General features: G+C 55.4%; 11 protein-coding genes and 1 pseudogene. 7 read left to right on the forward strand and 5 right to left on the reverse strand.

The window, feature by feature from the left end; translation table 11 throughout:
* The 4 genes from LAO21_20045 to LAO21_20060 form a co-directional block, all read right to left on the reverse strand.
* On the reverse strand, positions 1 to 289 hold a 289-nt coding region (locus LAO21_20045; protein ID MBZ5555014.1), incomplete at its 3' end, for a hypothetical protein.
* Positions 290 to 1,083: 794 nt separating this feature from the next.
* Positions 1,084 to 2,214 (reverse strand): SCO family protein, encoded by a 1,131-nt coding sequence (locus tag LAO21_20050; GenBank protein MBZ5555015.1) that lies wholly within the window; start codon positions 2,212 to 2,214, stop codon positions 1,084 to 1,086.
* 308 nt (positions 2,215 to 2,522) lie between these two features.
* Positions 2,523 to 4,784, reverse strand: a complete 2,262-nt coding sequence (locus LAO21_20055; GenBank protein ID MBZ5555016.1) for a multicopper oxidase domain-containing protein — start codon at positions 4,782 to 4,784, stop codon at positions 2,523 to 2,525.
* 563 nt (positions 4,785 to 5,347) lie between these two features.
* Entirely contained in the window at positions 5,348 to 5,734 is a 387-nt protein-coding gene (locus tag LAO21_20060; protein ID MBZ5555017.1) for a response regulator, read from the reverse strand.
* A 903-nt stretch (positions 5,735 to 6,637) separates the two neighbouring features.
* Between LAO21_20060 and LAO21_20065 the strand changes: the two genes are divergently transcribed.
* The 7 genes from LAO21_20065 (at position 6,638) to LAO21_20095 (ending at position 20,708) form a co-directional block, all read left to right on the forward strand.
* Positions 6,638 to 9,115 carry a hypothetical protein gene (locus LAO21_20065; protein ID MBZ5555018.1) on the forward strand — a complete coding sequence of 826 codons (2,478 nt, stop codon included), beginning with the start codon at positions 6,638 to 6,640 and terminating at the stop codon, positions 9,113 to 9,115.
* 134 nt (positions 9,116 to 9,249) lie between these two features.
* Positions 9,250 to 11,772 (forward strand): hypothetical protein, encoded by a 2,523-nt coding sequence (locus LAO21_20070; GenBank protein MBZ5555019.1) that lies wholly within the window; start codon positions 9,250 to 9,252, stop codon positions 11,770 to 11,772.
* A gap of 170 nt (positions 11,773 to 11,942) precedes the next feature.
* Positions 11,943 to 12,830: a hypothetical protein gene (locus LAO21_20075; GenBank protein ID MBZ5555020.1), complete on the forward strand. Its 888-nt coding sequence runs from the start codon at positions 11,943 to 11,945 to the stop codon at positions 12,828 to 12,830.
* A gap of 529 nt (positions 12,831 to 13,359) precedes the next feature.
* The gene (locus tag LAO21_20080; protein MBZ5555021.1) at positions 13,360 to 16,023 is read left to right on the forward strand and encodes an Ig-like domain-containing protein; all 2,664 of its coding nucleotides are present in this window, start codon (positions 13,360 to 13,362) and stop codon (positions 16,021 to 16,023) included.
* A gap of 610 nt (positions 16,024 to 16,633) precedes the next feature.
* The gene (locus LAO21_20085; protein MBZ5555022.1) at positions 16,634 to 17,272 is read left to right on the forward strand and encodes an SCO family protein; all 639 of its coding nucleotides are present in this window, start codon (positions 16,634 to 16,636) and stop codon (positions 17,270 to 17,272) included.
* A 157-nt stretch (positions 17,273 to 17,429) separates the two neighbouring features.
* The gene (locus LAO21_20090; protein MBZ5555023.1) at positions 17,430 to 17,630 is read left to right on the forward strand and encodes a twin-arginine translocase TatA/TatE family subunit; all 201 of its coding nucleotides are present in this window, start codon (positions 17,430 to 17,432) and stop codon (positions 17,628 to 17,630) included.
* A gap of 864 nt (positions 17,631 to 18,494) precedes the next feature.
* Complete coding sequence (locus LAO21_20095) at positions 18,495 to 20,708, forward strand: TonB-dependent receptor (GenBank protein ID MBZ5555024.1); 2,214 nt, start codon at positions 18,495 to 18,497, stop codon at positions 20,706 to 20,708.
* A 933-nt stretch (positions 20,709 to 21,641) separates the two neighbouring features.
* On the opposite strand, the pseudogene LAO21_20100 reads toward LAO21_20095, so the two are convergent.
* Positions 21,642 to 21,866: pseudogene (locus LAO21_20100) on the reverse strand (pentapeptide repeat-containing protein).
* Positions 21,867 to 22,042 lie beyond the last annotated feature (176 nt).

Raw genomic sequence — 22,042 nt, forward strand, 5'->3', positions numbered from 1 at the left:
GATGGTCCCAGAACAGGGCCTTGCCGAGCACGATGGCGGCCTGCCGGTCGACCACATAGTTGGACAGGTTGGCGGGCAAAGGAACTGGAAAGTTCCGGAGCGAACCCGGAGGTGGTGGCGGATCCGGCCCGAATCTTCCCCGCTGGCCCCATACCCTTCCGCTTGCCGAGGCCAACACTAAGAAAACCACCACAGCAGTGAACCATCTCCCGATCGAACTCCTTGGGATGGCCTTTCTGGGTCCTATAATTACTCCATCCCCTCTTGCTACCCGTTTGGTTTCGTTCATCTTTGACTCCTTCTTTGCATACGGCCCTTCCCGTTCACTATTGGATAAGGGCAACCCACATGCCAAATAGGTTTATGATCAATGGTTTCTCTCCGAAAGGATGGCCCGAATCATATGAACCTGGACCAAGAACTCCACAACGTCTATAGATCTGTCGTAAACACAAGCAAAAGCAATAAATTACATTCAAGAAGGCATCCTGAATCCCTGCCCGGATCCTAAATCATCCGGTCAATGTGAAACCCTCTGCCGGTCAGACCATACAGGCAACTCCCAAAAACTGGCACCTTTCTTCATTCTTTTCGCGCACACAATCGCGAAAAATGCTTGTTAAGTCCCTTAATTGATTATGGTCCCGAAGGATTAGTGCGATGGCGAGCCATGGTGCCCCACTCGACGAAAGGAGGCGCGAGAGCCTATCGAGTACCAGCTTAATTGACTCGCGTGGACTGGAGGGGGGGCATGTATTTCAAAACAACTGGGACACGGAAAGGCGCTGTTTATTCAGATCCAAGCGCCTGGACATTCGATCACGCAGGTTGGACTGGAATTTCTTGACATAAATTCTCAATGGACTAAAAGGAATTACAGCGGAACGGACATTTACACTTGTTTGGGAGGCTTTATGGGAACTAAAGATAAATGAGGAGAAGCGACCGTTTCCCTACCGCGGGCGGAGCTATCTCCTCATTCGGAACTCAAATTCAGACTAGAAGCAAACCACCGGAGCCCACCACAAAAACCCTTCCATTAGGTCCTACCATTCCATCGAAGCGATAAAGCCCCATTGCCACTCACTGTGTCTTCCGGTCCGATTCCTGTCTCTTTGGTCTTTCGTCCCTCGATAAGCTTGCTCGAGGAAGTGCGGCAGTTTGCTCCTCCAAATAATCGATCAGGGTCTCTGCATCGGCATCGGCCAGACGAAGGTTGGGCATCTGGATCTCGTTGTATTTTTTGAAGAGTGAAATGGCGATGGGGTCCTTCTTCGCCAGCATTTCGTCGGGTTTTGTGATGAAGCGGGACAGCCAGGTTCGTTCGCGCACCCGCGTCACCCCCAGCAGGTCAGGTCCCACACCGACGCCCTTCCCAATGGTGTGGCAAGGGGCGCATCGCGTCGAGAAAAGATACTTGCCCTTGCTGATGTTGAGCGTGGGCGCCTCTACGTAGTTCCTGGCCACTTCCCCGTTGTCGGATTTGAAGCTGTCCATGAATTGCCCTATCATCAGGGCAAGGAATTTAGGATTGTCCAGAGCGCCGTTCTTCATCCACTGCCCGGCGGGGACATTGCCAATCATGAGGCTGGGGGTGTGGCCGTCCCGGTTCGACGGATCGGGTTCTGAATACAATCCCAGCTTCTTGCTGATCAACTCAATGTCTTCGGGCTTGCCCGTGAGGAACAACCATCCGGGTCCGGCATTGTATTTCTTGGAATAGGCCTTAAGGACTTCCGGCTTATCGTGCTTGGGATCAATGCTGATGGAGTAGAAAAAAATGTCTTTTCCGACGCGATCGCCGAGTAACCTCTGCACCTGGGCGAGTTTTGCGGTCTCAAGCGGGCACAGATCCCGACAGCTGGTGTAAATGAGGTTGATCGCCACGAGCTTGCCCTTCAGTAGATCGTCGTAGAATCGAACCTTCTTTCCATCCTGCGTGATCAGTGTGAGATTTGGAAAGTAATTTGCCCCCCAGCTCACATCGTTGCCCACGACAAAGGCGTGCACGTGGTCTTTCTTCGAGAGGGTCATCCCGCATTTCGGACATGTGCCGGGAGTCTTGGACTTGACCTCCGGATGCATGGGGCAAGTGTAAAGAAGATCCTTCTTCTGTATAACTGCTCCCCCAGCAGGGCTATCGGGTTGGACTAACAAAGGCATGCTGCAAAGCAACGCGCCCAGTAAGATCAGTCTCACCAACTTGCGGCTCATAGTCGACTCCTCCTCCAGCTTTGATTTATTTGTCTCTGGTGGGTCAACAACCTGCGGGGCCATTTGTTCTTGGCAAGACTTCGCTCCGACGGCCGATCCTGAGTCCGCGCTCTTGCCTTCCCGTCTGCGAACTCATCGACAAATTCCGGCCATCAGCAACACGGTGTCACAGCGACCTCTTTGAAATCCTAAACCCACCTCCAGTCGCTCCCATTACTTACATCGCGTCATCTGATTTCTTGAAGAGGGCTGGCGAGCCGCCCGCAAGCATAAACTCGCCAGCCAGTTGTTTTGCTCCATCCACGACCTTAAAAGGCGGTCGGGAGGATGTCGTCCGGTTGGACGAACGTGACACCCTGCGGCTTCGGGATCGGAGTCGGGAGCGGCCTCAGGAATGCACCGCCCGAGTCGTCGATTTCCCATCGCAAGAGCATGGCGTTGTCCTCGTGCACGGTGTTGTGGCAGTGCTCCATGAACATTCCACCCCAATCGCGAAACTGCATCGTAATGGTGACGCTTCCCGCCGGACGCAGGCGATAGACGTCCTTGCGGCCCCGCTCCCACGCCGGCACATTGCTGAGGCTGCCGTTGCGGGCAAGGATCTGGCCTTCCTCAAAGTGGATGTGGATGGGGTGATCCCAGCCGCCACCACCATTTTGCAAGGTCCAGATTTCGCGAGTTCCGAATTTGGGCGCCGCCGAGACCCGGCCGAAATCCGCGTTGAGCGTTGGCCCTTGATTGTCCGTCTTAATACCCCAGGGACCAAAGAAGGACGAAACCGGATCGAGCGTTGTCTGGGTACCGCCACTGCCGAAGTTAAATACCCGCTCGCGCGCCACGGGGATATTCGACAGGTCGGGATTCGGGATCATGGTCGCAGGTACCTGGCTCTGATCGGGCTGCGCCGGATTCCGCGCAATTCGAAACTCCAGGAATCTCCCGACGCAAGGATCTGCGGACTTGCCGGACAAAGCATCCGACAACGAAAGGTCTTTGGACGGTTTCTTTCCGTTCTGGTGCTCGCACAGGTTCACCATCCAAACCTTCTGCCCGATGCTGTAACGGGAGAAGTCGATAACGATGTCATACCGCTCGGCGATCCCCTGTTCGTCCAGCTGCGTGAGTGGCACCGGCTGCGGGAACAAGTTGCCGTCGTTGGCGATCTGAATCATTGGTGAGCCGTCGCTCAGCGCCACCTTGAAGAAACGGGAAACACTGGCGTTGAGAATGCGGAAACGATACTTCCGCCGCTCCACCTCGAAGTAAGGCTTGTAGAGCAGGTTCACCGTCATCACATCACCCAGGAACCCGTCAAAGTCGAAAATATCAAAGTACAGTTGTCCGGCACCATCCCATGCCTTATCGGCCAGCATGAGGTTCACGTCATAGTCCAGGTTGCCCCAATCATTGGCCGTGCCGCTGGGCAGGCGCAGGTTCACGCCGTCATTGATCGACTCGTTGCCGCGATCCAATCCGCTGTAGATGTTGAACATCGCGGCGTTGCCCTTGTACACGTTCTGCGAGGTAAAACTGAACATGTGATCGTGGAACCAGTGGGTGCTCATGGTCTCGTGCCAGTCGCCCGCAACCTTGATGAGACCGCCACTCCCGTCAGGGGTGCTGGCTTTGGGATCCGTCGCTCCCGTGTTGAAGGAAGTCCAACCGGCCAACACAACCGGCCAGTGATAATCATAGAACTGGCCCGGGAAGAAGTAGGCGCCCGTGAAGCCGTCGTTTTCCGCCCCGTGGTGCCCGTTATGCTCGTGGGTGCTGATGGTATTGGTTCCAAAGCCGCCGTTCTGGCTCCTGTTGAAAGGCAGCTTGTTGTGGTGACGGAATAGAACCGGCTCCGCGTATCGTGCCTGCACCAGCTTGGGTGGGATGGTTCCATTGAAGGTCCACACCGATTGAATGCCCTGAACCGGCAGCTTCGGGTGGAACTTAAACGGGATCGCCTGGGTCGGGTCGATGCCGGAATTAAGACTAGACGGCACCGCAGGATTGTAGACGTAGTTAGTCTGGGCCGGCATTTGAGAGGCTTCTACGACTACCTTTGGTGGAAACTGGCTAAACCTCTGGTGTGCCCAGATAGCTCCCGGAGGACGCCCTTCGATGGGCCCGAATTGATCGGTTCGCCCTCCAACCAGCGCAGGATTCAAATTCTGCATCGTTTGGTTGGCTTGGGCTGTCGGCTGATATACCACACCATTCACAGGCTCCAGCGGGAACAGGCCCTGTCCATCAGGCTGCTTGCGCGGCAATACATCGAAGCGAGCCATGGGTTGAGTAAATTCCAACCCGACCAGTCCCGGACTCGGCGGAGCGCCAGTTGGTATATTGTTCCCTCCACCCCCATCGGCGCGCATAGTTCCCACAAAGGGACTGAGACCACCGATCGGGGCTAGAGCCCCCCCAGTTGTAATGAGACCCCACTTCAGGAGGTCCCGTCGCGTGACTTGGCCTTGGGAGTATGCTTTGACGATCTCCAGCCGGTTCTTTCTTGCATCCTCCGCCGCCTTGAGCCGCGCCTTAGACGCATTCCATGGCAGAAAGAAGTTTCGCTCGCTCATTTTCCTCTCCTTTTTCTCCAGTTGGTTTTCTTTCCCTTGATCCCTACGGGATTCACTCCTGTTGTCGAGCTGCCTTCAAGCATCGTCGAACCACACGGGAGCATTTGTGTCTCAATTCGATACATTGCGAATTTCCTCACAAACCTAGCCTGTTAACTGCAAGTTGCGTGCCAATGATCTCGATCTCAAAGCCTTCGAAGGATGCGCACTCGACAAACTCTCACAAACACCTGGCGAAGCAGGGATTGCCTCATACGGGTCATCGATAACTTCCAAGGAACAACATCCTTATCGAGGAAACCCCGAAGACCCTGAATGATGAATTAGATATGAGCTGTGAGGTCCGGAAAGATAATGAGCCCTTGACGGAAAGTACAATGCCGGTGAATGCAAGACACGTTTTATTCTGGAAAAGTGTTTTGTGGATGGAGAGGACGGCGCTGCAAGGAAATCCGGGGGGTTGGATGATTGGTTTTTACGCTTGTTTCGCGGGCTTGTTTCGCAATCAGGGGCCTGAAAAGCCACGGTTGTCAAGGCCTCTCGGCCCCACAGATCGCCTTCAATTAATGACCCGGGTTATGGGTCTTGCTCTTGCGTAGTCTCTTCAGCAAGCATGCCGCAAGATCATCCAGGCTGACGGGCTTGACATAGAACTCATCGGCCCCACGATTCAGAGCTTCACTCTTGACCGCCGCATCTGTCTCCCCCGTAACCACAATAATAATCATGTCGGGGTAATCTCTCTTAAGACCGTCAATCGAACCGAGCGCGTTTCCATCAGGTAGTTTTAGATCCAGGATGACGGCATCGAATCGTTGTTGCGTCAATCTCTCTTTAGCTTCGGCGAGGCAAGTAGCTTCCTCAACGTTGTAACCGGCGGCTGAAAGATAGCGGGAATAACCAAAAATGATTGCGGGTTCATCATCAACGAGTAAAATACGCGTGCTCATCAGTTCTCACCCTCTATCATCGCGTTTCACGCCAGTCCATCGAACAGCGAAGCGCCTCGAATAAACATCCACTCTCTATGTGTCACGCCCACCACCGAAACAGATCCTACCGCTCCTCAAATTAGCAAGCAAAATCGATGCCAAAAATCGATTTGGGCCAAACAGTGAAGAATAGGAGCCAAAAGCCTCCTCCCAAGTCAAACGTCACGAAGACGGATTACTTTAACAGACGTCAAGAAGTGGTCATTGGTTGCTAATTCTCCGATCTTTGGATGTGGGGGATAGTTTCTTGAGAAGGGAGATAGGTTTCTTCCTGTTTGAATGTTGAGGTTGTGTATCTCGCCAAAGTGTGGGAATCATGCATGCACGAAAGAGTTCGGGTACCTTTAATTAGAAGTTAGTTCGCTTATTTCGCGGCATGAATTGAGAAATAAGCAATAGATACATTGCATTTACCATCCCATCGAATCATTCGTTACCCTCGCAAAATCAACGAGAAGAAAAAAAGAACATCCATCAAGTTCAACCGTCACAGGATGTGGAACCCTGCTTGCCTTACTGAGTATGGTGCTAAGTCGTGTGGATCGGAGACTGCCCTTGCAGATTATTCGAAGGAGTTGGAGCAGCACAGGGCGTGAACAAAGGCAACAATCCCATAAAATTAATTATCTGGGCACATCTCACTCGAATCGCATGATCTCTTGTTGAACGGCAGAAATCATGATGCAAGTCTGGCACATGATCTGTCCTATCCGCAGACAGTCGCCGAGCCATTAAACGCATTGGCGTGAGGGTTCAACAGGAGCCAATCCAGAAAGACGACAGTTTACTCAATGGACTTTCTAATGAGAGACCAATGAGAACCCTACGGAACCCCTGATGATCAACAAGAGGAGAACAATAATGAATACGAAAACGAGCTCAGCTTTGTATCATGGCATGCGCTCCAAGCTGCCATGGGTGTCCGCCATGTTGACGCTTCTGTTTCTGGTCGTGGCAGCGTGGACCAGCACGGCAGTGGCACAACTGCCGCTTCCAGTGAGCACTCAGTTTGACATCACGGGTTTCCTTCAGGAAGCGACGCTGGACGCGAGTTGCTCTGCGAGTGCCCACTGCAGCGGCAGGTTGAAAGTAAACGGCCATCTGGTAACTGTACCCAAGGAAACCATCGTCATTCTTCCGGCCAATGCCCTGACATGGCAAGAACTCTTTGCTCAAGCCCCTGCTCCGTACACCGGAGTAGCGACGGGCTTGGCCATGGCCGACATTCCAACTCCCCTCACCCAGTATGAAGTCGAGGCGGTAGGCAACCGCGTGGGCGACACTTATATTGCCGGACTCATTTACATCTCCCAGCAGAGCCTGAACTCAGGGCAGGGCTTCATTAACTTCATCAACTATAGTGTCGGCGAGATGCGGGTGGGCGGTGTGATCGGGGATTCCACCACCGGTAACCGGGTGCGAATCAACGACCCCACGGGAAAGTTCGGTCGAGCCATGACCGTAGATCAACGGTTCACGCTTGACCCGGATAACCCGACCATCATGAGTGGGACCGGCTATCCGATGTGCTTCCCGCGCGTCACGACGGACCCGACAGTCGCCGGCAACCCTGACGATCCTCTGTGTCCTCAGGGCAACCGGCCGAAGGACCTGACTGGCGCCTATGTGGGCAGCTTCTCCACAAACGATCCTGTCGCCGCGCCGGGCGCGTTCCCGGACGCGACCAAACAGGCACCCTTCGAGGTAGGTGACTACATCACCTTCGCGGGAACGCTTGTGACTGACGCCGCCACACCCACCGTAGGCCCTTGGCCAGCCAACGGAACCGCCGGCACGTACATCTCGGCTCACACCATCATCAGCAATGTCGCCATCTTCACCATGCCAGGGACCAATCCGGTCTACGTGGAGACCGATGTGTTCCTGATCGGCACCGGAGGACTGACGATCCTCGGTGGCACCGAAGCGACGGTCCGGACGCGGTTCGAGGGAATGACCACGGACCCGACCCGGACCATTCACCTATATGGAATTGATTTGAATGCCAGCACCGGAGCCACGTCTGACCGTGACTGGGGCACTATCGGCGTCGATCCAGGTCCCCCGGCGGGCGCGGTCCGAGGGCGTTGGCGCTTCCGTCCGCCGTGTGCACCCTTCGGGACTGTTGTAACAAAACCTGACAAACAGTGCGTCATGAACGCCGCGGGCACCTTCCTCCCGCCGACAAGAGAAATGAGGGCCGTCGTTGAAGGCGCGTGGGTCCCTGGGCAGACCACCACCTCTGCCAACGGACTCATTTACGGGCAGTACCACGCCCCGATCCTGTTGTACATTTTCCCGGAGAACATTCCCGGCTCCCCGGTTGTCCCCAATAACTTCGAGGCAATCGATTTCCTGGTCTGTGGCGGTTATACCTCCTCGGCAGGAACTCTGGTAGGGCAGCTCAATCCCTGGCCGGGTGCAGCGGCCCCGTCGCTCGCAGGTTGCCCGGGTGCAATCGCGCCCCCCATCGCCAATGCCGGCATCGCCCAGACGGTGCCGTCTAGTTCTCTCGTGACTCTGAACGGCAGCGCCTCCACTGGGACAGCCCCCTTGGCGTTCTCATGGGTCCAGGCAGCAACGGATCTGAACCAGGTGATCCTTACCGGTCCTACGACCGCCAACCCGACCTTCTCGGCGCCTGCTGTCGCAGCGACGACCGTGCTGAACTTTACGCTGACGGTGACCAACAGTGCTGGCTCATCGTCTGCCTCTGTGACGGTCACGGTCAACCATGCCGCCGCCCCAACCGCCATCGCCCCTGCCCCCCAGACAGTGAATTCCGGAACGCTGGTGACGTTGACGGCCACTTGCACCGATCCTCAAGGCCTGGCGTGCACATTCAGCTGGCTGCAGACGGCACCTGCGGCCCCGATTGTGCTCAATCCGAATCCCTTCAGCGGCGCGACCATCAGCTTCACCCTCACGCTGCCCGTGGGGACGACTACAAGCACTGTCCTTCAGTTCCAGGTGACGGCGACGAACTCTGCCGGTGTCAGCTCGGCGCCGGTACTCACTTCCGTTACCGTCAACCCACCGAAGGATGGCATCACCATCACGACGGCGGTGTACCGGAGAGGGAAACAGAGGCTTGACCTCACCGTCACGGATTCAATCATCAGCCCGAACGTGATCTTGACTTTGCAGCCCTATATCACGACGTCGGGAACCCTGTTTACGCCTCCCAGTGGTACGCTCACAAATACTGGAGGCGGTCTCTACACATACACCCTGGTAGGAGCACCTGAACCCGCCGTTCCGCCGGCAAAGCCCTTGGTGGTCACGTCCAACTTGGGAGGGGCCAGCGCACCTTCGGCTCTTACCCTCATCCGTCAGTAACTTGACCTATTGCGGTCGAAGGGCAGGACAGCTGCCCTTCGACCGCTTATCCGACATTCTACTCAATGAATTCAGTGACAAGAGCCATAGAAATCCCTGAGGTAACCTCGATGGCCAACAAGAGGAGAACAATAATGAACAAGAAAATGAGGTCGGCTTTATATCATTGCATTCGTTACAAGTTGCCTTGGGGGTTGGGAGCACTGACCCTCTTGTTTCTGGTCGTGCTTGCATGGACCAGCAACGCACCGGCCCAGGGGCCGATTTCACCGACGCAGTTCGACGTCACAGGCTTCCTGCAGGAGGCCACATTGACGACTCCCGGTGATGCCCACTCCGGTGGCCAACTGAAGGTCAACGGCCACGTGATTACCGTGCCGAGGGAAACTATCGTGATTCTCCCGGCCAACGCGCTCACCTGGGAAGAACTCTTTGCCCAGGCGCCAGCCCCCTACACGAATGTTTCGACGGGCTTGGCCATGGCCGACATTCCAACCCCACTCACCCAGTATGAAGTCGAGGTGGTGGGCAACCGCATCGGCAATACTTACATTGCCGGGCTCATCTACATCTCCCAGCAGACTCTGAACTCCGGTGCGGGGTTCATCAACTTCATTGATTACACCTTGGGCGAGATGCGCGTGGGTGGAGTTATCAACGACCCGAACTGCGCGCAAGGTGGCACTGCCGCGTCGAACCCCCTCTGTTCAGGCGCACGGGTACGAATCAACGACCCCGTCGTGGCGGCCGTTGGCACCGGTCGCTACAGCAAAGGGATTTCTCCTGACGTGAGATTCACGGTGGACCAGGACAATCCGACGGTTATGAGCGGGACCGGCTTCCCCATGTGCCTGCCGCGCACCGACCCGGCCGTGGCGAACGATCCCCTGTGCCCCCAAGGCAACCGTCCAATTGTCGGCGGCTTTTTCTCCGGCAGTTTCTTTATGAACGATCCGGGGGCCGCCCCGGGCTTACCACCGGACGCGACTAAACAAGCACCCTTTGAAGTGGGCGATTACATCATCTTTGCAGGAACGCTCGTCACAGATAATGTGGCGGCTCCCACCGCTGGACCGTGGCCTGCCAACGGAACTGCAGGCACCTATATCTCCGCTCATACGATCACCAACAATACCGCCATCTTCACCGCCGCGGGAACCAACCCTGCTTATGTGATGACCGATACGTTCATTCTCGGTACCGGCGGCTTGACGATCCTTGGCGCCGCTGAGGCGGTAATTCGAACCCGGTTCGAGGGGATGACCACCGATCCGAGTAAGACAATCCATCTCTATGGAATTGACTACAATGCTCTCACGGGTGCCCCGAGCGATCGCGATTGGGGTACGATCGGCGTGGATCCAGGTCCGCCCACGGGGGCGGTTCTGGGACGCTGGCGCTTCCGTCCCCCGTGCGCACCCTTTGGAACCGTTCCAACAAAACCTGACAAGCAGTGCGTCATGAACGCAAGCGGCATCTTCCTGCCCGCTCCAAGAGAAATGCGGGCTGTGGTCGAAGCGGATTGGTTTCCGGGGCAGACCACAACTGCGGCAAATGGGATTATCTACGGACAGTACCACGCCCCCATCACCGAGTTGATCTTCCCGGAAAATATTCCAGGGAGCCCGATCGTCCCGAACAATTTTGAGGCGATCCCTTTCCTGGCCTGTGGTGGTTATACCTCCTCGGCCGGAACCATTGCCGGCCAGCTCAATCCATGGCCCGGTGTGGCGGCTCCATCGCTCTCAGGTTGCGCGGGTGCAGTCGTGCCGCCGGTCGCCAATGCCGGCACGGCACAGACAGTGCCCTCGGGTGCGCTCGTCACTCTGAACGGCAGCGCCTCCACGGGGACGGCCCCCTTGACATTCTCATGGGCCCAGAACCCCGCGGATATTCCACAGGTGGTGCTGACCGGTGCGAATACCGCCAACCCAACCTTCCCGGCCCCCGTTGTGGGAGCGACGACCGTGCTGAACTTCACTTTGACGGTGACCAACACCGCTGGATCCTCCTCAGCCTCCGTGACGGTCACGGTCAACGCTGCAGCGGCTCCAACCGCCACCGCCCCTGCGCCCCAGACAGTGATTTCCGGAACGCGGGTGACCTTGACGGCTACTTGCACGGATCCTCTCGGATTGGCATGCACCTTCAGTTGGCTCCAGACGGCACCTGCGGCACCAGTCGTTATCACCCCGAATCCATTCACCGGCGCGACTATCAGTTTCACCCTCACGCTGCCGGTGGGTACCATCACCAGCACGGTCCTCCAGTTCCAGGTGACGGCGACAAACTCTGCAGGGGTCAGTTCGGCTCCACAATCGACTTCGGTGACTGTGAACCCTGCTCCGGACGCTGTTATCATCACCTCGGCGGTGTACCGGACTTCCAAGCAGCGGTTGGATATGACCGCTTCATCGTCAGTCGTCAGCCCGAACATCATCCTGACCTTGCAGCCTTATCTCACAGCCCAGGGAACCACCTTTGACCCCAAGAGCTTGGGGGGCGGGGCGAATGTATTTACAAACACAGGAGGCGGTCTCTACACCCTCACCCTGGTGGGTGCACCTGAGCCGGCGGTGCCACCCGCAACGCCTCTGATAGTCACCTCCAACATCGGAGGTAGAGCGACCTCGGCACTGACCTTGATACGGCAGTAAGTTTGGCAATTCAATGCGGTCGAAGAGCAGGACCTCCTCTTTTCGACCGCTTTCTCTCGCTGCAACTCCATGACAGTCCAATGAAAGGGCAAGGTACGAGAAGGTCAAGAGTCCAAGAACGCGGTCGTTTTGGACGGAGCAAACGAAGCAACAACATTAAGGAGACCAAAATGAAGACACCACGCAGAGTAATGGTACTAGCCGCCGTGCTCTTGGCGGTAATCGTAACGCTGGCGTTCCCACAGGGGCTATTGGCGGCCAAATCACCGACTCTGTTGGGCACGACCGGTGCTTGCAAGAACCCTTTTCCGGGTGGCCCCTGCACTCAAACAAGCACCCTTGTGCAACTCGATCCGCAGACCGGCGCCCTCATCAAAACGATCGGTCCAGTGGGCTATACGGTCAACGGCTTGGCCTGGGACGGCATACTCGGGAAGTTGTATGCTTCGACAGCGATCGGAGATGTCCGTTTTCATGGGTTGATCACAATTGATACCCGCACGGGAGTCGGTACACCCGTTGACAAAAATGTGATCAATTTCGGGCTGGCTGGAGAGGACTCTCCTATCCACTCCATTACAATTGATCTCCTTGGGCGCATGGTCGGCTGGTATGATGAGTTCCCCCCGCCGGACGGAGTCACCGATACCTTTGTTCAGATTAATAAAAGAACGGGCATCGCCACTGAGTTTACTGGAACCGGGATCGATACATCTAACAATGGGCTCTCGTTCAGCGATTTCAACATCCTGTGGAATATCGACACTCCCCGCACACAGCCGGACGGAACTATTACTCAAACCGCTTACATCATCAATCCTAGCGATGGAAAACCGTTTTGCTTCAGATTATTGTCTCCGCCCACGGCCGCCGCACTGGGCGATTTCAATCCCGATAACAACCTCTACTATGGACTTAATTTCGACAATTCGGGTCCGAGACCTTTTCCGACTTACATCGTGGTGGTCGATCCCCGCAAAGGGACAATAATCACGCTTGGGCGAACCATCGATGACCTGCATACGCTCGCGTTTGTTAAGACCAGCAAATTATTTTAGATCGTGGGTGGGTAACGGCAGTACGGTGGCTTCATTATCGACGATCGAAGAGCAGCGCGTCTGCTCTTCGATCGCCCCTTCCCCCTGGGATTATGACTCGACTGCCCTACCCGACTGCTTTCCGCTCTTCGAGGAGACCCGAACATTGCCTGAATGCTGTCACCAATTCTCGCTTCGAATCCTCGTGGATGGAGGTGAGGCTTCAACCGCGAGAGCCAGGAGATGTGGAACTGTTCTTGCGCAACTTATAGATGTTGAATGGATGGGGAAATCCGTGACTTCAAAGACGATGCAATTGGAAAAGCCGGAGCGGTCAACCCCTTAGATGATCAGTAAGTATGGCCACCGCTCGTCAAGCCTAGTCTTTGCAACTGCGACCCAGAGATTGTTTTCCAACGCGAGGAACAAAAGCCCAGGGGGGGGTCATATGAATAAATCCAGACCAGAACTGCTAATCGCTTTAATACTCTGCTTTTTGTTACCCGCAATCGTCCAAAGTCAAACGACGTGCACTGGCCCCGGGGCTCAGATGATCAGCCCAACGAACGGGTCCACGCTTCCCGCGGGTGCAGTGACCTTCGAATGGTGCAATGCGAGCGCCGACTACTTCTTGACGATTGAGAGCATCGTTGGCGCACATGATATTTTCTTTGCTTTTGCCGGAGGCCCTGGCGGCGCGGGCGTGACGACCATAACTCTGGGTCCGGCGTGCGCCCCAAGCGCTCCAATCCAGTGCATCCCCGCGAACGGTGAAACCATCCACGTTACCTTGGACACGGTGAAAAATAAGAAAATAATCGCAACATTCCAGTACACCTATACCGCTGCAAACTCAACGCCACCGGGTCCGATCGTGACCACCACGGCCGTTGACAACAAGACGGTGTCTTCCAGCAACATCGTTCAAAACGTCACCCTGACCGCGACCGTCGCAGCGGCACTGACCGTGAATCAGGGGACGGTAACCTTCCAAGTCAAGGATGGAGCCAGTAACATCGGGAGTGCAGTTACTTCGGGGATTCTGACTAACGGCAGCGCCAGCGTGATCTACCCTTTACCTCCGGGAACTCCCCCTAAGAGCTACACGATCCAGGCAGCCTACTCGGGCGGGTCGAATTTCCAGTCAAGCAGTGGCACGGGCGCGCTGACGGTGAGCGCCCCACCGCCCACCATTGCCCCGACAACTACAACCGTCGACAACAAATTCGCGTCCTTTAACACTGCCGCGCAAGATGTCACACTGACAGCGACCGTCACGGCGGCAACAACTGTAAATCAGGGGACAGTGACCTTCCAGGTCTTGGACGGACTCAGCAACCTGGGTAGCGCTGTCACCTCGGGGACCTTGACCACAGGCAACGCGAGTGTGATCTATCTATTGCCCCCAGGAGTCACCCCGAAGAGTTACACGATTCAGGTGTCTTATTCGGGCGGGTCGAATTTCCAGTCAAGCAACGGGGCCGGAGTTCTGACCGTAAACCCAGGGTCACCCTCCATTACGCCAACCACTACGACCGTCGACGACAAGACCGCAACCTTCAGCAGCATCGATCAGAACATCACGCTGACGGCGACGGTGGCCGCGGCATCCACTGTGCACCAGGGAACGGTCGCCTTCCAGCTGATGGATGGAGCAAACGGCGTTGGCAGCGTCGTTACTTCGGGACCCATAACCACTGGAAGTGCGAGCGTGACCTATCTCCTGCCAGCCGGAATGATTCCCAGAAACTATACAATAAAGGCCGCCTACTCAGGCGGTTCCAACTTTCAAGCCAGCAGCGGGACGGGGACGCAGGCAATCGCTGCAAATCCAAACATCACGATGACGCTCCATCTGCCAATGAACGGCGCCTCAGCAACCTCTTCCGGTTTGGGGGCCATGGCGGTAAGTTACGGGCAGATGAATTCATCGATGGCGACCAGCCCGGTGGCCATTGCCAATTTCGGCTACACGAGCGGTGGTGCGGGAGCAGGAGCCCTGGTGACGGAGGCCGGCGTGCCTGCTGCAACTATTCTAACAGCGGCGCGATTGTTCGTGGACTACAATACGGACACCAACTCCGGGTTCGCCCTCGTGAACCCGAACAGCATCGCGATCAGCATCAGAGCAGACCTCAAGGACGCGAAGGGAACGGCGGTAGCATCCACGAGCATTCCCCTGGGCCCGAGGAGTCACACCGCAATGTTTGTGAACCAATTGCTGTCGACTCTGCCGAATCCTTTCCTGGGGACAGTAACCTTGACGAGCACAAATGGGTTTGCGGCAGTGAATTTGAGCACAGCCACGAGCGGGCGAAAGGAGATGCTATTCAGTGCGCTTCCGGTGGCCGACCTCGGAAATCCCCCCAAAGGGACGCGGCTGCTCCTCTCCCAGATTGTAGATGGCGGGGGGAATCCGACTCAAATCCTTTTGATGAACCCGTCGGGGACCGCCCAAAGCGTCGGGACTGTCCAACTGTTCGACGACAATGGCGTACCTCTGGCCCTTGACTTTGGAAATCTGACGGGGCCGCAGAACTCACTGGATTTCACCCTCCCCCCAGACGGAATGGTGAAGTTTGCAACGACGGGCAATGGAGCGCTCCAAGTTGGATATGCAGTGGTGACAGTGAGTTCGGGCCCACTGCCCGTAGGCAATGGCATCTTCCAGTTCAGGCAGGCCTCAGGACTGGTGAGCCAAGCCGGGGTACCGGATAGTCCGCAGACGAGTTCGGCGCGGCTTTATGTGGAAGTTGCGTCGGCGCCGTTAAGTCGAAACACGGGGATCGCTGTCGTCAACCGCAATCCAGCGGCGTCAGTCCTGACTCTAACATTGAATGGGCTTGACGGGTCGACGCAGGTGGCTACGCTGACACTGGGCCCGAACGGGCACACGGCGAAGTATATTACGCAACTTTTTGCGGGCCTGCCCGCAGACTTCAGCGGTGTGTTGAATGTCGCCAGCACTCAGCCGAATAGCTTCTTAACCTTGCGGCAAACGGTCAACGAGCGCGGTGAGAACATCTGGTCCACACTTCCGGTCGCCGATCTAAGTAATGCACCTCAGGGGATCCAAATTCTACCGCAGATCGTCAACGGAGGCGGATACAAGACCGAGACCATTGTCATCAGTACCTCCACCGTTTTGGGGACGGTCTACATCAACTTCTTTGACGAGGCTGGAGGAAATGTACCCTTGGCGATACTTCTTTAAGACGGCATCCTCAGCGGACGGTCGAGTGCCGTCAACGGTGTTGAAAGGTGTCCTGTGAGGGGTTCTCGCTCATACAAGGATTCCACGACGACACTCGACCTGAGCTCAATGTTCATGGTGGCTTGGTTCCCCCTCAATTAACGGGTAGTCACATTGGCTACCCGTTTCAATGTTTTTGGGAGCTTATTGGGGCGAAGTAAGCTAAATAAGCTTAAAAACATCCTCCAATCAGAAGAGACTTTCAAGGAAGGACCTCAGACTGATGTGGCGACCCGGTTCAGAATTCTTTGACGGGAGGTATATCAACGAAGATTCTCGCGACCCTATTCTGTCAGAGCAGGTCAACTTGTGGATGACTCTGTGTGTGCATCCGTATTTGAGACAAGAGAAGCCTCTTTGGCTCAATTTGATACACCCAATCACCATCTTCCCAACGTCTTTTCTTGACCCAAAAACAATAGAATCTTTACATTAGCCACACCCCCATATTTGGCGAGCAAGTTGCTGTATCTAGATCGAGGCTTGCCTCAGTGTTTTAGCGACATGCCATCTGCAGGCGCAGGGCAAAAGTTTTTGACCATCCTGGGGAGAATAAATCATGACATTTGAGATGACCAGAAGAAGCTTACTAGCGGGATTAGTCCTTGCTCCCGTGGGGGTCGCACTTGCTGCAACCAAGACCTTTGGGGCTGCGACACCTGCTCCCGTTCGTGCCGGGCAGTCCAGCCGGTCGGGATCGAACTACTTCCCTGATTTTGTCTTGCAGACTCACGAAGGCAAAGACGTCCGCTTCTATGAGGACCTGCTTAAAGGCAAGGTGGTCCTGATCAACTTCTTCTATGCCAAGTGCAAGAAATTCTGCCCCCCGCAGACTATGAACTTGGTCAAAGTTCAGAACCTGCTGGGATCTCGACTGGGTCGCGACGTGTTTATGTATTCCCTCACCTTGGAGCCGGAGGTGGACACACCTGAGGTGCTCAAGGAGTATGCCGAGGAGCACGGGGCAAAGTCCGGATGGAAGTTTCTGACCGGAAAACCTGAGGAGATGGAAATCCTTCGTCGTAAGCTCGGGTTTGTGGATCCCGATCCCGTGGTGGACAAAGATAGCTCCTCTCACGTAGGGATGGTGCTGTACGGCAATGAGACTCGAAACATGTGGTCCGCCTGCCCAGCCCTCACAAAACCAGAGGAAATCGTTCGTTATGTGGGATGGGTTATTGATCCTGCAAACTCGGCACCGATTGCATAACAGCGGGTCGAGCTTCTCCGCGGCCCGGCTCAACGATGGGCTGAGAGATCGACCCGGTTTGAAGTACTCGAGTCTTAAAGGAGATTTAAGAAAGTTGATTGGAGTTCGGATTTAAGGTTTTAGATCAGATCCAAAATAAAAAATCAGGGAGGAAGTCATGGGTGAGGGATTGTTACAGCCAATGCATTTGTTGGTCATCATCGGGATCGCGCTATTTGTTTTTGGTCCCAAGAAGATTCCCGAATTGGGCAAGGGCCTGGGCGACGGGATCCGCGGCTTTAAGGAAGCGCTCAGCGGCAATCATGCCGCAGCCGACCAGAAAGCCGTCGAAGCGCCCAAGCAGTCCGAAAGCAAATAACACACACGGGATGCTGCCTTAAAACTTCCGTTCGCAGGAGCTGGCGACCAGGAGTTTTGGGAGGACCTAAGGCATTGTACCAAATGGAGCGCCCTGAAGAAATTTTCGGCGGCCGAAGCCGACCAAATCGTCTCGAAGGAAATCGGGCGATCCCAGTTGGACTTGGCCGCGGTTCAAGGGCTTCCATGGGAGCGAAAGAGGGGGGAGGACCAAGACAATCTCTTGGAAAACACAGGGGCATTTATCATGACGATTCACCCCTCCATGAGCCCCATCTGCTTTTGATATGACAAAAGAGGTTGAAGAGGGTAGAAGCAGGCAGGTATACTGACTCTTCACCTATGATCAGGTTCCACTGAAATCGGTGCCCTTTGGAGAGGGCGACTGAGCGAAGCAAACGCCATGCGAGTTGATTGCATTTCAAAACGAGGATTGCGGCGCGGCATTATTGCCATAGGACTCTTCCTATTCTTCAACGCCGCGTACGTATTCCCGTTGAGCTCAATCGCTTACCTTCTCAGAACACCCGAGACGCGTTGCTGCAAGATTGCGCATTCTTGTTGTTGCGAGAGGAATGCGCTACATCACCACTCCTTTGGACTCCACTGGGGCAGCACGCCGGATTGTCCGCAGACCTGTGGATTTCCGGCGACTCTCACGGCTCATGCCCAGTCTTTCTTACCACCGCCTGGTTTCCTGACAGAGCGAAATCTCAACCAGGAATCATCCGTTTCGTCGGCCCAAGCGCAACTCCCTCCCCTTTATCAATTTCTTTTTCTCTACCAGCGTTCTCCGCCTGCCGGCTCATAGGAACTCAGAGCTTCACGTCAAGGCATCCACAATTCTGAACCAGGGAGTACTCCAATGAGCCGAAAGCATAATCATCTGTTCGTTCTCCTCCTGCTATTCTGCGCGGGGTTGGCGTATGGAACGGCATTTGGCAACATCAAAGGCATTGTTCACGATCCCGACCACCGGCCGATTGCAGGCGCCCATGTCAAACTGTCGGCGCGAAACTCTGATTGGTCGCAAGAAACGTCAACCGATTCCGATGGTGAGTTTCAATTCACTGCGGTTCCCATCGGGGAATATCGGGCGATCGTCAACTTCACTGGGTTCAACTCCATCGAACAACAAGTGGTTGTTGTTTCAGGAAGCGCGCCAGTCTTGCACTTTCAATTGGCTCTCGCCGAGGTCAGTCAGGTTGTCGAAGTCTCTGAGACAGCCGAAGCGGTCAACACCACGACGGATGCTCCGCTCACTCTATTGGATCGGAAGCAAATTGAGCGCACGCCCGGGGCGGACCGCACAAACAGCCTGGCAATGATTACCAACTATGTCCCTGGTGCCTACGTGGTTCATGACCAGCTTCACGTTCGAGGCGGACATCAAGTGACATGGTCAGTCGATGGGATCCCTGTGCCCAACACCAACATCGCAAGCAATGTGGGTCCCCAGTTTGATCCTAAAGACGTCGATTACATCGAAGCGCAGCGCGGCAGCCTCTCTGCCGAGTCGGGCGACCGGACCTATAGCAATTTCAACGTGGTTCCGAGGACCGGCTTTGAGCGCAACCGCGAGATAGAGCTCGTCACGAGTTACGGAAATTTCAACCAAACAAACGATCAGATCAGTTTCGGCAGCCACACCGAGCGGTTCGCTTATTATGGAAGTGTCAATGGGAATCGGAGCGATATGGGGCTGGAGACGCCCACTTCGGAAGTCCTTCACGATATGGCAAGCGGCCTTGGTGGATTCGGCATGCTGGTTTTCAACCTCAATGAGCATAATCAGCTGCGCCTGGTGAGTTCTCTACGCAGGGATCAGTATCAGATTCCCAATGATCCGGACCAACAATCTGCCGGCACTCAGGACGTCGAAAAAGAGAGCGATGCTTTCGTCAATTTCAGCTGGGTGCATACGGCAGGACCCGGACAGATGCTCACCGTTTCCCCCTTCTTTCATTTCAACCGCGCCAATTACATCGGCGGTCCGAATGATCCCCTCCTGAGCCCGCAGGACAATCATGCCTCCCGGTACGCAGGCATGCAGGTCGCGTACAGCACCGCCTGGAAGAAACATAATTTCCGCGTTGGCGCTTACGGTTTTGACCAGCGTGATAGCACCTTGTTCGGGCTCCAGGCCAACGATGGCAGCGATTTCTCAATACGCCAGAAGGAAAATCTCTCAGGCAATCTCGAGGCATTGTTTCTGGAGGACCAGTTCAAGCCCACCTCCTGGTTGACCCTGAATGGAGGGGTGAGACTGACTCATTTCTCAGGAATGGTCTCTGAAAATGCCGTCAGCCCCCGTCTGGGGGCGTCAGTCCGGATCCCGCATTGGAACTGGGTGGTTCGTGGGTTTTACGGACGTTACTATCAAGCCCCTCCCCTCTCGACGGTTTCCGGCCCATTGCTCGATTTTGCGCTGGATCAGGGGGTTGGGTTCCTGCCCCTTCACGGCGAGCGGGACGAGGAGCACGAGTTCGGATTGTCCATCCCCCTCAGAGGCTGGGTGTTTGATATCGCTTCCTTCCATACTCACGCAAAGAATTTTTTTGATCACGATGTACTGGGAAACTCGAATATCTTTTTCCCTCTCACGATCGAAGGGGCGAATATTCGGGGTTGGGAAATCACCGTGCGATCTCCCGAGTTGCTTCGCCGTGGCCATGTCCATGTCGCGTATTCGAACCAACACGCCGAGGGTTTTGGATCGATCAGTGGCGGGTTGACCGATTTCTCGCCGCCTGAGGGTCGCTTCCTTTTGGATCATGACCAGCGGCATACATTTAATTGCGGATTCGAATTGAACCTGCCGTGGCATAGCTGGGCCTCTGGGAACGCTTACTACGGCTCAGGGTTTGCGGACAGTAATGGACGCGGCCATCTTCCAGGGCACACGACCGTTGACCTTACTCTCGGTAAGAGTCTGAGGGATAATCTCTCCATTTCAGTGAGTGCCTTGAATATTGCCAACCGGAGATACTTGCTTGATAACAGCCCGACCTTCGGCGGGAGGCATTATGCAGATCCGCGCCAGATATTCTTTCAATTACGATATCGGTTCCACTACTGACTTTTGTTCATTGGGGAGGAATTTCGATTCATGAGGTCCGCCGGACTAACCTGGAGTTCCAAATCCTCCCCCACACAGAGCTCCCCCACGATCCATTGGAAGAAAGGCGAAGCCGGCCTTCTTCCTCAACTCCGAGGGTGGTGCGCATCCCTGGAGCGGAATGTCCTCCAAATGCGGGCAAAGAGCCTTCTGCCCCCTTCACATCAATAATAATTTCCTTACAAGGTATATTTCTTTTGAGGGTGAGTCACCCTCTTTCAAACGAGTGATAACTCCACGAAGGGTGGAGGTGTCCCTTTGCGCATTTTGAAACAGAGCTGTCGTGTATGTGATTCATGCCAAGACAGCCTTTTTCCCCTTTTTTCTCACCCCTACTTATACTAACCCATTTTGAATGTGTTGTTTGTGAAAAATGTGGACTCTGGCTATCCAGTTGCACGTCTATCTGTGCACCCGGATCTGCAGGATCAACGCTGACTCAAAAGAATCAATAGCATGATCGCATCACAACAAGGACTAGCTTTCAGGACCAAATTCGAGGTGTTCCTCAAGCTTAGAGAGCTTTGAAACGAACTCTACGGCTTACCGTGAATTGATCCAAGCGGCTGTGCTCCTGGAGTGACAAAGTTTCTAAGACAGACCAGCCAGACGACAAGAGATCGGGTGAATTGGGGGTAGCAGAGATGAAGAAGACAGCCAAGAGAATGAAAGCCAAGATAGAAGAGAAAGATGTCACCAGGCGCAATGTAATCAAGTGGGGACTCCTGGGAAGCGCCTCTGTTACGTTCCCTCCTCTGAAAATGCTTGCGAAGCAAGCTGCAACTGGGGGCAAAGATGGGGTTCTTGGTGAGATTCTCGACAGTCTTCGTCGCCGCACAGTAGGGCCGACAGCCCCGGGTGCTCCGCCAAGTAATGACAATTCTGGGGGGGGTGTTACTGGAAGTAGTGGAAGTGGCAGCAGCGGAAGCGGCAGCAGCGGGAGCGGCAGCAGTGGAAGCGGCAGCAGTGGAAGCGGCAGTACCGGAAGCGGCAGCACCGGAAGCGGAAGCGGCAGCACCGGAAGCGGCAGCACCGGAAGTGGCAGCAGCGGAAGCGGCAGTACCGGAAGCGGCAGTACCGGAAGCGGCAGTACCGGAAGCGGCAGCGGTGGAAGTGGCAGTGGTGGAAGCGGTGGTGGTGATGGTGGTATTAGTGGCGGGGGTGGTGGAGGCGGAAATGGCGGAGGAGGTGGAAATGGTGGAGGCGGCGGTGGAAATGACGGCGGCGGAGGTGTGCTTGTGGGAGGGAACCAATGCCCACAGACATCTTGCAGTCCGCCCACACGGCCATGGGTG

Source organism: Terriglobia bacterium (genome assembly GCA_020073085.1).
Lineage (GTDB): Bacteria > Acidobacteriota > Terriglobia > JAIQFV01 > JAIQFV01 > JAIQFV01.